The sequence below is a fragment of the Arcicella sp. BE140 genome, assembly GCF_031456255.1.
In the GTDB taxonomy this organism is placed as follows: Bacteria; Bacteroidota; Bacteroidia; order Cytophagales; family Spirosomataceae; genus Arcicella; species Arcicella aquatica.
The window spans coordinates 95,075-109,280 of the sequence record NZ_JAVDUE010000011.1 but is presented as its reverse complement, the minus strand read 5'-3'; the positions used below and the strand labels follow the sequence as shown (position 1 = coordinate 109,280).

The window sequence follows — 14,206 nt, the reverse complement described above, 5'->3', positions numbered from 1 at the left end:
CGCTATGCAATATATACTCGCTATTGACCAAGGTACTAGTAGTACCAAAGCATTGATTTTCGATGAAAAGGCTAATGTAGTAGCTAGGGCTTCTGAAGTGCTACAAACCCAATATTTAGCAGATGGTTTTGTAGAACAAGACCCTGAAGGAATTTTTGAGAATGCCATGACTGCCGTTAAAAATTGTTTAGCTCAGTTTGTCGCTAATGGCGGAGACTTAAAAGATATAAAAACATGTGGTATCAGTAATCAAAGAGAAACCTTTGTGTTGTGGGATGAAAATGGCAAACCATTGCATAATGCGGTCGTTTGGCAATGCAAACGTTCTGTACAGGTATGTGATAGATTGAGCCAAGAAGGTTTAGGTAATACCATTAAAGAAAAAACAGGGTTATTAATCGACCCCTATTTTTCGGGAACTAAGCTGATTTGGTTATACGAAAATAATCCTGGAATAAAGCAAGCGATAGACGAAGGCAAAGCCTTTTTCGGAACAGTAGATACATGGTTATTGTATAAACTTACAGACGGGAAAGTTTATGCCACAGACTATACTAATGCTTCTAGAACATTATTTTTTAACCTGCATACCCTCCAATGGGATAAAGAGTTATTGTCAATTTTCAACCTTTCAACAATCAATTTGCCCGTAGTTAAAGCATCTTCTTCAAATTTCGGTACAAGCACTTTTGGTGGAATTTTTGAGGAAGCCATCAACATTTCTGGTATGATTGGTGATAGTCATGCAGCCGCTTTTGGAGAAGGGTGTTTTGAAGCAGGAACCGCTAAAGCTACTTTAGGGACTGGCTGTTCTATTCTGATGAACATCGGAGATAAACCACAGCCTTCGCAAAATGGCATGATTACGACTATCTGCTGGAGTACCGAAGGAAGAATAGACTATGCCCTTGAAGGAGCCATTGTAAGTTGTGGTGCAACCGTAGAATGGGTTAAAAATGAGTTAGGATTGTTTTCTGAAAGTAAACAAACACAAGCAATGGCTACGGCTGTTGAGGATAATGGAGGTGTTTATATCATCCCTGCCTTTAGTGGTTTAGGTGCACCCTATTGGGACATGAAGCGAAAGGCATCCATTCATGGATTAACATTTGGTAGTAACAAGAATCATATCGTTCGGGCGACGTTGGAATCTATTCCTTTTCAGATAAAAGATGTGATATTAGCCATGGAGGAGGATTCTCACATACATTTAAAAGAATTGATGGTAAATGGTGGAATGACTTCTAATGGTTTCGTATTAAGTGCAATAGCTGATTTACTTGGTATTCCCGTAGTCAACAAAGGAATGCCCGATGTATCTGCTTTAGGAGCAGCTTTAATGGCAGGTTTAGGCATCCAAATTTTTGAATCAGTAGCATCTTTAAAAGCATTATTTCAAAAGCCACAGTCAGTCCTCCCTCAGGAACAAAATCAAATTAAAATTCATAAAGCCTTTAAGGCTTGGAAAGATATTATTTAGGAAAATTCCTATTCCTTTCACTTACTCTTCATATATACCTTTATTTTCTTAAATTAAAAATAAGAAAATAGGGTATGTATTTTATTTTTCCTCTCTTTCTTCAAACTGACACACTATTTAATCTTTTTGTGATTAATCGATTAAGTATGAAAGTTACTGCATGAACTTTTATAACAATGCTTGGTAAAGAAGTACTAAATATACAGTTGTAATGCTATCAATTGTTTTCTAAAGATTAATCTTTCTAATTCATTGAACTTGAAAATACGCTCTGTTACTTTACCAATTTCAGTTTTACCAATGATTGCGCCATCAATAATATCAAAATTATCTTTCCAAGAATCTTTTCTTGGATTGAAAAATCTAACTAAAATATCGTGTTTTATAATACTAGCAATGTCACTTCCTTTCGCATGATTGCAATCTGGACAACAATAAGCTAAGTTATTGAGGTAAGAATTACCTCCATGTTTTATACTAATAATATGGTCGATATGAAAAGAGAAAAAAGAAACTTGTTCAGGTTGGAGGCAATATTCACAATGAAAATTTGCACGCAGAGCAACTTGATTTTTAATATGTGTAGAAATGGTTTTTCTCATACTGATAAAAGCTTTAAAGCACGAGCCTTGGCAAGTCCGATAATTCGATTTAACACAAGATAGTGGTCAAGTTCCTCTTTTTCAGCATGGCTTAATCCTGACTCTATTTGTTTATCTAATAAAAAATCAAGACGCTTTTGATTGTTTGGAGTAGGTTGAAAGGCTATCACCTTACTTGGATCCATGCTGGCGATAAAATCGGCAACATCATCATAAATCGTTTGAGATGATTTCATAACAGTAAAGACATTTTTTATCAAATATAATTTATTGATTTCTAAAATGAAGAAACACACACACTTTTTTATCATGCTGCTTTCATTCTTTCAAGGGAGCATTTTTGCACAATCGCACTATCCCGGTCAGCATACTGACAAATTTACCTTACAAGATAAACTAAAACCCGCAGTATATAGCTTTGATTTATCTGATGTACGACTACTGGATGGACGATTCAAAGAAAATATGCTACGTGAACAAAGTTGGCTTTTATCGATAGATGTCAAAAGATTATTACATAGTTTTCGTAATAATGCAGGTATTTATGATGCCAATGAAGGGGGATATTTTGAAGTGAAAAAATATGGAGGTTGGGAATCGTTAGATTGTGATTTACGAGGACATTCTACGGGACATTTGCTTTCTGGGCTTTCATTGATGTATGCGCAGACTGGTGACGAACGCTTTAAAGTTAAAGCAGAAAGCATCGTTGCTGGATTGGCAGTTGTGCAAAAAGTATTAAATCAAGACGGTTATTTAAGTGCTTTTCCACAAGAATTGATTAATAGAAATATCACAGGACAAAAAGTGTGGGCTCCTTGGTACACTTTGCATAAGATAATTGCTGGACTAATCGACCAATATCTATATTGCAATAATCTGCAAGCATTAGAAGTTGCCCAAAAGATGGGAGCTTGGGCATATCAAAAACTTCAACCTGTAACCCAAGCACAACGTGCCTTGATGCTTCGCAATGAGTTTGGAGGAATTAATGAATCTTTTTACAATTTATACGCGATCACTGGGAAAACTGAATACAAATGGCTAGCTACATTTTTCTATCATAACGAAATGCTAGACTCTTTGAAAGAAGGCAAAGATATTTTAGAAAAGAAGCACGCCAATACCTACATACCTAAATTATTGGGAATGACGCGTGAATATGAGTTAGAAGGCCAAGGACAAGGAGATGCTGTTGCTAGTTTCTTTTGGAATACTGTTATCAATCACCATTCATTTGCAACGGGAAGTAATAGTGATAAAGAAAAATTTTTCAAAGCAGACGCACTTTCAGAACACTTGACGGGCTATACTGGCGAAACGTGCAATGTTTATAATATGCTTAAACTGACTCGCCATTTGTTTTCGCACACTGCTGATGTGAAATATGCGGACTATTACGAGAAAGCTCTTTTCAACCATATCCTTGGTCAACAAGACCCACAAACAGGAATGGTAGCCTACTTTTTACCCATGTTAGCTGGAGCACACAAAGTATATAGTACTCCGGAAAATTCCTTTTGGTGTTGCGTAGGCAGTGGATTCGAAAACCATGCAAAGTATGGTGAAGCCATATATTATCATAGTGCAGACGCTCTGTATGTGAATTTATTCATAGCTTCAACCCTTAATTGGAAGGAAAAGGGGTTTAGCATTAAACAAGAAACCGTTTTCCCTGAGTCTGGTAAAACAGTGTTTACGATTGAATCTGCTCCAAATCAGTTACTTACTTTAAATGTTCGTTATCCATCATGGGCAAGGAATGTGAGTGTTACGGTGAATGGCAAGCCTTTGAAAATCAAACAATCTTCGGGAAGCTATCTCTCAATTGCTAGAGTCTGGAAAGCCAATGATCGGGTAGAAATTATATTTCCTATGACCTTGACTACACAAGCTACCAGTGATAACCCTAATAAAGTAGCAATATTATATGGGCCAATCGTATTGGCAGGAGAAATGGGTACGGCGCAAATGGAATCTCCTGCTCCTTATTCTAATCCATCACTGTATAACGATTATTACACTTTCAATTATAAAGTACCTTCGGGCTTAGTACAAGCATTGAGTTTAGATAAAAGTAACCTGAACAACACCATTAAACCTCTCATTGGGAAACCCCTGACCTTCAAAACATTAAATGAAGGTATTACACTTCGCCCTTTGTACGATATTCACCGAGAACGATATGTAGTGTATTGGAATGTGAAGTAGAAAGTACCATTTCACTAGCCACACAATATTAAAACAATTAAGCAACCTGTGGAAGAAATATAAGGATACTAACATAAGCATAGTTGACTAATGAATGCTAAAGCACTAAAAGTAAGTACTATTTTGTACTTGTTTTTAATGTTTTAGCATTTTTTTGTGATGCTTGCTACCTCTTTTACTATTTTTTACACACATTTTGTAGAGTTATTTGCTCAAATGACCTCCTGAATGTTAGTTTTCTGCTACTGGTACAAATGTTTTAACCTCTTTAATGTAACCTATAAAATAATAAGAACATGGAAAAAGCTGATAGAGTAGATAAGGAAATGCGTTCTGATATTAAAGAACAAAAAAAAACGAAAGCAGGTAATATGTTTATCTATACTGTTTTAATTGGGATTGTCTTAATCTTGATTTCTATAGCAGGAGGATATTGGTCCACTTCTGATAACGAAGGCCAGCATAACATGGGTAAAGTGACCTCTAAAGACACATTGATATTAAATAAATCAGACACTGTTAAATAATTTATAAATAAAATAAAGCCATGGGAACTACAAAAATCGAAACTACAAAGAAAAAAGTTAAAAAAGAGGCTGCTGAACACAAAGCCGAAACCTTAGAAAAAAAAGGAGCTGTAGCAAAAGCAGAAGCTAAAGAAACTATCGATGATATTAAACTTGGTGCTTTGAATTTAGCTGAAAAAGTAGCTGATAAGTTTGACGAAGTGAAAGCTAAAGTGAAAAAAGCAATTTAGTGACACGAGATTTTTCAAACTTAAAATTCATAAACCTTCTAAAAAAGAATCAGGAATTTTAATTATAACTGATTCTTACCTTTAATTATGCAAAATCAATATGAAATTCTCTTGAAAGGTCTGAATGAACTAATAGAGATTAACTATAATCGTATCGAAAATTATAGGAAAGCAGAACAAAACATGGATGGAGGGGACTTGAAAAATCTTTTTCACGGAATGTTGAATGAAAGCGAACACTTTGCAGAAGCATTGGCTGAACATGTGGTAAAATTTGGTGGAGAACCTGCTACGTCAAGTACACTGATAGGTAAAGCTCATCAAATTTGGGTAGATTTTAAAGCTTCAATTGTATCTAATAATCGAGAAACTATTTTGAATTCTTGTGAATCTGGCGATAAAGCTACACTTGAGGCCTATGAAACTGTGTTGGCTTCAGATAAAGTACAAGCATCGCCTGATTTGTCGCAATTATTGAAATCACAAATTTCTTCAATCACTGAGTCATTAAAAATTATTCAGTCATTGAAAAAATCGCAGCATCATGCAAAGGCAGAACAGGAGGTATTAGATAACCAACAAGAAGTATTCGATAAACCAATGCCAGTATCATAATTTTTGATTTGTTGACGGAAAATGCCATGACATTGTTATGGCATTTTTGTTAGAAAAGCTAAACAAAAATATTGTACTGTTCATAATACCAAAACAATTAAATTATGAGAACGATAAATATGTATACACGGAGTATTAGCAAAATAGTTTTGTTATTACTTGTTTTAGCACCGAGTTTTTATTCATGTAATTCATTTAAAAAGCTTAATAATGCTCAGCGAGGGGCCATCATTGGTGCTGGTACTGGTGCAGCCATGGGTGCTGCTATCGGACGAAAATCAAATCCAGCTGTTTATGCGATTGTAGGCTCAGCTGTCGGAGGAATTGCAGGTACGTTTGTAGGGAAATACATGGATAAGCAAGCTGAAAAGTTAAAGAAAGATTTAGATGTAGTAGCGGATGTAGAAAGAGTGGGAGAGGGCATCAAAATTACGATGAAGTCGGGAGTATTGTTCGATTTCAATTCGTCCAAAATTAATCCTACTGTAAATGATAATCTAATTAAGTTTGCTGAAACCTTAAAGCAGTATCCTGATACAGAAATTTTAGTAGCTGGTCATACTGATAATGTAGGGACAGAGGCTTATAACATGAAATTGTCTCAGCAAAGAGCAGATGCAGTAGCAGCTGTTCTGAAAGCTAATAACGTATCAAGAAGTCGTCTGACAGTATTAGGTTATGGCGAGAAAGACCCTGTAGCAGATAATACATTGGAGTCGGGCAGAGAGCAAAATAGAAGAGTAGAATTTGCTATTGTTGCTGACGATAAGTTGAAAAAAGATGCAGTTAAGGCTAGCGGTAATGAAGTAAGTAAAAAATAAAAGGTTTAAGCCCTAATCAAGGTATCGTAGGTGCAAGGTAGAATTGCCCGTTAGTCTCATTTCATAGATTAATGGGCAATTCTATTTTTTTACTTGTTAAAGTAGCAGGAGAAGTTTTGTTTTTAGTGTGACTATCAACTCTGTTGTCTAAAAATTATCTTCAATAAAAAAGTTGATTAAACAGGCAGAATTATGAAATATCGCATTGAAAACTTCATGATAAAGTCTTGCGTATTTAAAAAAACGTTATGCTTAATTTTTAATAAACTAGGTATTTAAAAAAATAAATTTGCCCTTCAACCTGACTTTTCTGGATTGATGGGCAAATTTCTTTTTTTGCCTTTATTTTCGTTTTTGGCTCATATTTTGTTTAAATAAAATAGCTTAATTTGGTAAGAAAACAAGCTAAGCATTGAAGAAAAGCTCTAAGAGTTTTAAGCAACAATATACTTGATTTATAAAAACCACTATTAACGACCAAAGAACCATTTTAAGTTATTGATAACTTAAAAAGATATTTGGATTATAATAAATATGAAGAAAAGGGCTTTTTGTGCGCTAGAGATTTACAGCAAATACACAGGTATAAAAACAATAGTTACTATTATTGGATTAATAATTTATGCATCTTCACTTTCACTAGCTCAATCAGATCGGCTGCAACTTTTGAATGATAAACTTAGCGCTGCTAAACATGATACCGATAGAGTAAATACGTATTATGCCCTTTCAAGATATTATTGGAATAAAAATTCAGATAGTTCACTTTTTATGGCACAAAAGTCTTTGGATTTAGCCAAGAAAATCCATTTTGAGAAAGGTGTTGCTTTAGCATATCTTACTAAAGGCGTGTCATTGGTTTCAAAGGGAAGATTGCCCGAAGCACTAGAATGCCATTTCCAATGTCTACGCATTAGTGAAAAGCTAGGATTAACAGGACTTTCAGGAAATGAATATAATAATATAGGTATTGTTTATTCAGATATGGAAGAGTATGACAATGCCTTGTTTTATTATAAAAAAGCATATGATATAGCCCTTAAACAAAATGACCCAACAAAGTATGCTACATTTAGCTTGTTAGTAAATATGGGCGAAATCTTTAAATATAAAGGAAAGCCAGATTCAACCATAGCTTATAATAAAAAAGCTTTGCCCATAGCTCAAGGAGTAAAAGACAGCCTTGGTACTACTATTACGCTCTATAATATTGGAGAAAATTATATTGCGCTCAAAAAATATCAATTAGCAAAAGAATACCTCAATAAAGCGTTGGCATTAGCAATAAAAATTAAGGATGATGAAGATATTGCCTATTGTCATAATGCGTTTGCACTTATTTATTATTATACTGGTAATTATAAATTAAGTTTACATTTTGCCAATATGGCTTTAAAAGAGAATAAGAAACTAGGTATTGAAGAAATATCGACTCAGATATACAATACATTGTACCTGAATCATCAAAAATTAGGAAATTATAAAGAAGCACTAGTTTTTAGAAATTTAGGAATAGCGTTAAAAGATAGTCTAAGTGGTATCGAAAAAACAAGAGCCATTACCAGAGTGCAGTCGAGCTATGAGCTTGAAAAGAAACAACAACAAATAGATTTACTGAATAAAACTGCTCGTATCAAACAAGGAGAATTAAAAAACCTTGAGTTAAAGCGAAATCTGATAGCTGGAGGAGCCTTGCTTTTATTAATGATAGCCGTCCTTTTATTTAAAAATCATCATGAAAAGAAGAAATTTATCAAACAATTGGAGGAACAAAACAAGGATATTATTGATAAAAATGAACATTTAGAAGAATTGATATTGGTAAGGAATCGATTTTTTTCAATTATCAGTCATGATCTCCGTGGGCCTGTTAACTCTGTTAAAGGAATGATAGACTATATGATTGATGATAAAATGGTTGAAGAAGAGGTAGCGTTTTATGTGGGACAAATCTCTCAAAGTCTGCATGCTACATCCAAGCTATTAGATAATCTTTTATACTGGGCTAAAAGCCAAATGGATGGTATGCAAGTAAATCCGCAATTGTTTGACATACAGGAAATAATCCAGCAGAATGTTTTATTAATAGAAACAAGAGCTACAGAAAAGAAAATAAAAATAGTTGCCGAAAGGCGACAAGTACCTCAATTGGTTTTTGCGGATTCAATCATGATAGATATTGTTATTAGAAATATTGTCGAGAATGCAGTAAAATTTTTAAAAGCATCCAATAGTGTTATTATTGATACTGTAGAAAAGGAACAGGTAATTGTTGTATCTATTAAAGATGATGGACAAGGGATTCCATTGGAGGCTCAATCAAAAATATTCAATAAATATACTTCATATTCAAGTTTTGGGACAGCCAAAGAGAAGGGGAGTGGTCTTGGGCTGTTGTTATGCAAAGAACTGATAGAGAGAAATAATGGAACAATATGGTTTGAAAGTGTGCCCGACCAAGGTACTACTTTCTACTTTACACTACCATTAAGTAAAAAGTAAAATTAGCTTTCTTAAGAACGATAATTGATGCCCTTCAGAAAGCTAATATTCGCATAAATCTTTATTCTACATAAAGCACTAAGCCTTTTAGATAACTGCCTTCTGGGTGAAAGAAATTCACAGGGTGGTCAGCAGGCTGTGTAAGGTGATGTAATACTTTGGCTTGTCGCCCAGCTTCTAGCGCAGCAGAAACTACAGTATTATAAAATAGCTCTCTGTCAACTACCTGTGAACACGAAAACGTAAATAAAATTCCTCCCTTTGCTAATCTTTTAAAACCTTCGGTATTCAGTCTCTTATACCCTTGAATAGCATTATGACGCGTAGCTACGTTTTTGGCGTAAGCAGGCGGGTCAAGTACGATTAAATCATAAAACTGGTCGTTAGCTTTCAAGTACTTCATTACATCTTCGGCATAAGCCTGATGATTTAATCCTTGAAAATTGTTTGCTTCGATATTTTGAGTAACCAAGTCGATTGCTTTCTGAGAAACGTCAACAGAATGTACTAATTCAGCCTCAGCTCCTAAAGCATACATCGAAAAGCCACCTGAATAACAGAACGAATTCAATACTTTTTTACCTTTTGAATATTTCGCTAACAAGGCTCTGTTATCTCTTTGATCAAGGAAAAAACCAGTTTTTTGTCCAGTCTCCCAGTTAATCATAAACTTAAAACCATTTTCAAGGACAGGATGTGGTACTGTACACGCACCAAACAAATAACCATTCTGAACCGTTGAGGCAAACTGGTTAGGAAGCGTTTCGTGCGATTTATTATAAATAGCGGTTAATTTATCTCCGTATACTTTTTGTAAGGCTACCGTAATTTTCTCTTTTTCAAGATACATACCGATGCTATGGGCTTGAAAAACGGCAACGCCATTGTAGAAATCAATGATTAGTCCAGGGCAACCATCACCCTCGCCATGGATTAAACGGTAACAATTAGTTGTTTCAAAATCAATTAGTTGACGCACCTGATAAGCCTTTTGGATTTTATCAAACCAGAAGTTTTCATCAGCGTTGGTTTCTTGAAAAGAAAATATTTTTACAGCGATACTTCCTTCATGATAATGTCCAGTAGCCAAATAGTTCTTGTGCGAATCAAACACATCAACGGCTTCCCCATCTGTTGGACTGCCAATAATTTTTGCAATAGCACCCGAAAAAATCCAAGGGTGAAAACGTTTCACAGGGTTTTCCTTACCTGCTTTTAAAATAATTTGTGATTTCATACTACAAAATTACAGATGAAAATCGTTTTAATACTTATTCACCCTTCATTTTCAAAGGAATCAATTTTCATCTCTTGCTTTAAAAAGTTTTTGAAGCCATGTTTTCTGTTCTTTTTCATCGGCTTGTTTTTCTTTAGCGGATGGGACAAACTGTATGTTGCTTAAATCTGGCTGACCAGCATCTATCCATGCAGTGTACCAAAAATCACCAGTCATTTTGATAGACCTCCTCATTTGCCTTTCTACTTGTCCCCTCAACGCTTCATGGTATTTTTTTGAATAGTCCTTCGCATACATCTTGATATTTTGCCCATTATGCTCTTCGATACTATACTTTTTACTTGGATTAGTGGAGGCGTTTAGGTGTTTTTCAAAAGCAAAAACGGAATCTAAACACGCATTTGCATGGCTGACGGCTTCCCAAGTTCGTTTACTGACAGATTTTTCATAAGTAGCTGAGCCTACTAAGAAATCGTAGTTACTAGCAAATAATTCTGGTAATCGAGATTCCCAAAAACCATGAATACCGACTTGATTAGTTTTTTGTCCGTTGTAATTAGACGAAGTATGAAGCGGTACATTGGCATCAGCGATATAATGACCAATTTCAGCAGAGACTTTGAGAATCTTTTGAGCATTTTTTTCTTCAAATGCCTTCGTCAGTTGAAACTTCATAAACTGGATATGCCAAGGAACGATACCATGTTTGAATAAACTATCTTCTGAAAACTTTTCAACAGCGTCATTCCAGTAATGTGGCAATTTGTAAATGGCACTATCACCATAGCTATCCAAATCAATGTAATGTTTTGGGGCTTCATCCTGCACAGCATACCTTCGACGGTCGGGAGCAACCGAGTGTTCTACAATATAATATAAGTTTGTTTTATAGAAAGAAATCATCTCGGGCGGTAAAGTAAAAATGGCTAATTGATTAATGCGTTGATGTGCGAAAAATCCCCATTTTGTGACCTTATGAGCATTCAGGTAAGGTTTTGGGTTAGAATAGCCTGCGCTTTTAAAAGCAAATGAAGCTGAAATGTTGGAAAATAAACATAAAAATAGGAGTAAAAATGTTTTTCTCATGGCGATATACTTTAGGTATAAAAAGCTAATTCAAGCTAATTTGAAAGTTTTTGTAAATATGCACTTGTATTATCTTAAAAAAGATGTACCTTTGCACCTCAATAATAGAAAATCAGAAAACCAATATTATTCGGGAAATAAACATGGCAAATCACAAATCATCTTTAAAAAGAATCAGAGCAAACGAAGCAAAAAGATTACGTAATCGTTATCAGCACAAAACTACACGTACAATGGTGAAGAAATTGCGCTTGACACACGATAAAGTAGTTGCTACTGATCTTTATCAAAAAGTTTCTTCTGCTCTTGACAAATTAGCTAAGAAGAACATTATTCACAAGAACAAAGCTTCTAACTTGAAATCTAAGTTAGCAAAGTTAGTGAATAAAATAGCTTAATATAGCTTTGAAATATTCATAAAAAAATGACCTTTCTGAAAAGATGGGTCTTTTTTTATGCCTAAAATTTTGCAATAAAATATTTTAGTTTTAAATTAATCTTTATAAAATATCGTTTCTACAGAAATACGATAATAGTTAATTTTGCCAAAAAAATAATAAAATACATACACTATATTAACACTATAAAACTTAGCACCTAATGAAGACCTACGAGAACACCCATCTGAATATCAAATCTTGGGCAGAAGAAGATAGACCTCGTGAAAAACTACTTATCAAAGGCAAAGCAGCCTTATCAGACGCAGAATTGCTAGGAATATTAATTGCTACAGGCATTCAGAACATGACAGCCATTGATATTGCCAAAGTAATACTCCAGAGTGTAAACAATGATTTGAATCAACTAGCGAGGCTCTCTGTGAAAGATTTAGCTAAGTTTAAAGGAATTGGTGAAGCCAAAGCCATTACGATAGTCAGTGCCTTAGAATTAGGGAGGAGAAAGAAAAACACAGAGAAAACAGAACGCCCAAGAATTAGGTGTTCGGCAGATGCTTATGAAGTATTAAAACCCTACCTGACAGATTTACAGCATGAAGAATTTTGGGTTATCTTGCTCAACCGTGCCAATGATGTAATGAAATGTGAAAGAGTAAGTAGCGGTGGTGTTTCTGGTACAATTGCTGACCCTAAAATGATATTTAAAGTAGCTTTAGAACACTTAGCGAGCGGTATTATTCTATCGCACAATCACCCTTCGGGTAATTTAAGCCCTAGTCAGGTAGATAAAGACCTTACACAAAAATTAAGAGCAGGAGGACAGCATCTAGACATACCTGTATTAGACCACCTGATTTTTACCGATAAAAAATACTTTAGCTTTGCCGACGAAGGAATGTTATGAAAGAGCCTATTTTTTCCAGAACATCATTGTTTCTATTAAACTTTTACGAGTACCTTTTTCGTAAAAACAGGCATTAGGAACAGTAGGAGGTTTTCTGAAGATAGGAATACTAGCACCAAAGTATAAATCTAGCCCCCGAGGCGTGCCGATATTTAATATACTTCCAAGGTTGTCAGTACCCAGAAAAACAGGCCCTAGGCGAGCAGACAAGCCAAATGAAAAGGTGCTATAATTATCTAATAGTGCAAAAGGCATAGCCACTTCTGCCCATTTAGTTTCCCATCTAGGGGTTACTGCTAACAACGAAGGAGATTTTATACCAATAGAATTGTCACTTCTTAAAGCATGTGTCCAAACGCTATTGATGTAAATATTGTTTTTGTAATGATAGTCAAAATTTACGCTGAAAGCTGTTGGTAAACTAGTGTGAAACAATGACTGAGCTTGATCTTCACTAAGGTTTAAAGAAGCATTGATACGGTCGAGGCCGTCATTAAGGCCTTGTACTTTTTTATAGTCTTTTGAATTAAAAACTTTATTCGTAGTATTTATATCCCAATTTTTTACATAATTAGGATTTGAATACTTTAGCCCACCAATATCCAATAATGAAACGCCCACTCGAAATTGATATTTGTTTTTACTTGGGTCTAATTTCAAAACACCCTTTTCACGATAGGAAAATTTACGTAAATCTGGACGAAACTCATACACAATACCAATATCTAAGCCCCAGCCACTACCAGCAGATTGATTGCCTAAAATCCATCCGGGACTAAATTTTGCGTTTTCAAAAGCTTCATTTTTTGTATATCCATATTGAGCCACAAGACTATTAATTCTTAATAAACGCTCAGTACGGTTGGCTGGGTCGGATACAACATCATAATTAGCTCTGTCTATCATCAAGTGGGCAGAATATAAACCCACTAATCGCTTAACCGTAAGACCAACTTTGACAAAGTCTTCATCTTCGCTCATTAATACTTGCCCAAAGCTAAGCCCAAATTCAACAAAGCTATTTGCGTTGAAAGTAGTGCCATTTAGGTTCACCAGTTGGTTTTGAATACCTTCATTTTTAATATTTGTACGAATTAGTTCAGAAAATTGGCTTTCCATACCAGTAAAATTGATGCCAGTTCGTACGCGCGTTAAAACAGCAACAGATTGTCTGCTATTCAGATTGATTAAAGCAGATGGCCCTCTGAAATCATCAATGGTGTGTAGGTGTTTAAGTCCACTACTTTGATTAGCCGCTAAATATTCGTCTTTAAAAAGAATGTTGTTGTTAACGGGGTTTCTGTATTGAGTAGGAACAGTATTGCTGAAGAGTTGTAAGACAGAATAAGGCGCTTCCCAATTGGTGAAGTTATTCGTTAAAAATATATCATTGCTTGCTAAGTTAATATATACTTTATACCTTGAGTCTACTACATTAGCAGGATTAGTATAAACTGAATTAGTACCAGCATAATTACTTCCAGAAATACCTAACCATTGTTGTGCTGCGACTCCAAAAGAGAAAAATAAACATATTAAAAAATAAAGAATTAATCTAAGCATTGTTAGTGGTTTTGTATACTTTGCTATTAC

The 14,206-nt window shown here is 34.9% G+C and carries 14 protein-coding genes; 9 read left to right on the top strand and 5 right to left on the bottom strand.

Features of this window, described 5'->3' with window-relative positions:
• The first annotated feature begins 4 nt into the window (after positions 1-4).
• The gene (locus J2Y60_RS16040; RefSeq protein WP_309919954.1) at positions 5-1,480 is read left to right on the top strand and encodes a glycerol kinase GlpK; all 1,476 of its coding nucleotides are present in this window, start codon (positions 5-7) and stop codon (positions 1,478-1,480) included.
• Between the two features lie 194 nt (positions 1,481-1,674).
• On the opposite strand, the gene J2Y60_RS16035 is transcribed toward J2Y60_RS16040, so the two are convergent.
• Entirely contained in the window at positions 1,675-2,082 is a 408-nt protein-coding gene (locus tag J2Y60_RS16035) for an HNH endonuclease signature motif containing protein (RefSeq protein ID WP_309919952.1), read from the bottom strand.
• A complete protein-coding gene (locus J2Y60_RS16030; protein ID WP_309919950.1) occupies positions 2,079-2,318 on the bottom strand; it encodes a hypothetical protein in 240 nt (79 codons plus the stop codon). The genes J2Y60_RS16035 and J2Y60_RS16030 overlap by 4 nt, the downstream gene beginning before the upstream one ends.
• 46 nt (positions 2,319-2,364) lie before the next feature.
• On the opposite strand from J2Y60_RS16030, the gene J2Y60_RS16025 reads away from it, so the two are divergent.
• From J2Y60_RS16025 to J2Y60_RS16000, 6 genes are all read left to right on the top strand, one after another.
• Positions 2,365-4,293 (top strand): beta-L-arabinofuranosidase domain-containing protein, encoded by a 1,929-nt coding sequence (locus J2Y60_RS16025; protein WP_309919948.1) that lies wholly within the window; start codon positions 2,365-2,367, stop codon positions 4,291-4,293.
• Between the two features lie 296 nt (positions 4,294-4,589).
• Positions 4,590-4,820: a hypothetical protein gene (locus J2Y60_RS16020; protein WP_309919946.1), complete on the top strand. Its 231-nt coding sequence runs from the start codon at positions 4,590-4,592 to the stop codon at positions 4,818-4,820.
• Positions 4,821-4,840: 20 nt separating this feature from the next.
• Complete coding sequence (locus J2Y60_RS16015) at positions 4,841-5,050, top strand: hypothetical protein (RefSeq protein WP_309919944.1); 210 nt, start codon at positions 4,841-4,843, stop codon at positions 5,048-5,050.
• Positions 5,051-5,137: 87 nt separating this feature from the next.
• The gene (locus J2Y60_RS16010) at positions 5,138-5,665 is read left to right on the top strand and encodes a PA2169 family four-helix-bundle protein (RefSeq protein WP_309919942.1); all 528 of its coding nucleotides are present in this window, start codon (positions 5,138-5,140) and stop codon (positions 5,663-5,665) included.
• A 104-nt stretch (positions 5,666-5,769) separates the two neighbouring features.
• The gene (locus J2Y60_RS16005; RefSeq protein ID WP_309919940.1) at positions 5,770-6,486 is read left to right on the top strand and encodes an OmpA family protein; all 717 of its coding nucleotides are present in this window, start codon (positions 5,770-5,772) and stop codon (positions 6,484-6,486) included.
• A 534-nt stretch (positions 6,487-7,020) separates the two neighbouring features.
• The gene (locus J2Y60_RS16000; RefSeq protein ID WP_309919938.1) at positions 7,021-8,988 is read left to right on the top strand and encodes a tetratricopeptide repeat-containing sensor histidine kinase; all 1,968 of its coding nucleotides are present in this window, start codon (positions 7,021-7,023) and stop codon (positions 8,986-8,988) included.
• Between the two features lie 61 nt (positions 8,989-9,049).
• On the opposite strand, the gene J2Y60_RS15995 is transcribed toward J2Y60_RS16000, so the two are convergent.
• A complete protein-coding gene (locus tag J2Y60_RS15995) occupies positions 9,050-10,225 on the bottom strand; it encodes a class I SAM-dependent rRNA methyltransferase (protein ID WP_309919936.1) in 1,176 nt (391 codons plus the stop codon).
• A gap of 60 nt (positions 10,226-10,285) precedes the next feature.
• Positions 10,286-11,311 carry a zinc dependent phospholipase C family protein gene (locus J2Y60_RS15990; protein WP_309919934.1) on the bottom strand — a complete coding sequence of 342 codons (1,026 nt, stop codon included), beginning with the start codon at positions 11,309-11,311 and terminating at the stop codon, positions 10,286-10,288.
• Between the two features lie 143 nt (positions 11,312-11,454).
• Here J2Y60_RS15990 and rpsT point away from each other — a divergent pair, with 143 nt between their 5' ends.
• Both rpsT and radC read left to right on the top strand, forming a co-directional pair.
• Positions 11,455-11,709 carry a 30S ribosomal protein S20 gene (gene rpsT, locus J2Y60_RS15985; protein WP_309919933.1) on the top strand — a complete coding sequence of 85 codons (255 nt, stop codon included), beginning with the start codon at positions 11,455-11,457 and terminating at the stop codon, positions 11,707-11,709.
• Between the two features lie 202 nt (positions 11,710-11,911).
• The gene (radC, locus tag J2Y60_RS15980) at positions 11,912-12,613 is read left to right on the top strand and encodes a RadC family protein (RefSeq protein ID WP_309919931.1); all 702 of its coding nucleotides are present in this window, start codon (positions 11,912-11,914) and stop codon (positions 12,611-12,613) included.
• Between the two features lie 6 nt (positions 12,614-12,619).
• Here the strand turns inward: radC and J2Y60_RS15975 are convergent, their stop codons facing one another.
• Complete coding sequence (locus J2Y60_RS15975) at positions 12,620-14,176, bottom strand: DUF5723 family protein (protein ID WP_309919929.1); 1,557 nt, start codon at positions 14,174-14,176, stop codon at positions 12,620-12,622.
• Positions 14,177-14,206: the final 30 nt, after the last annotated feature.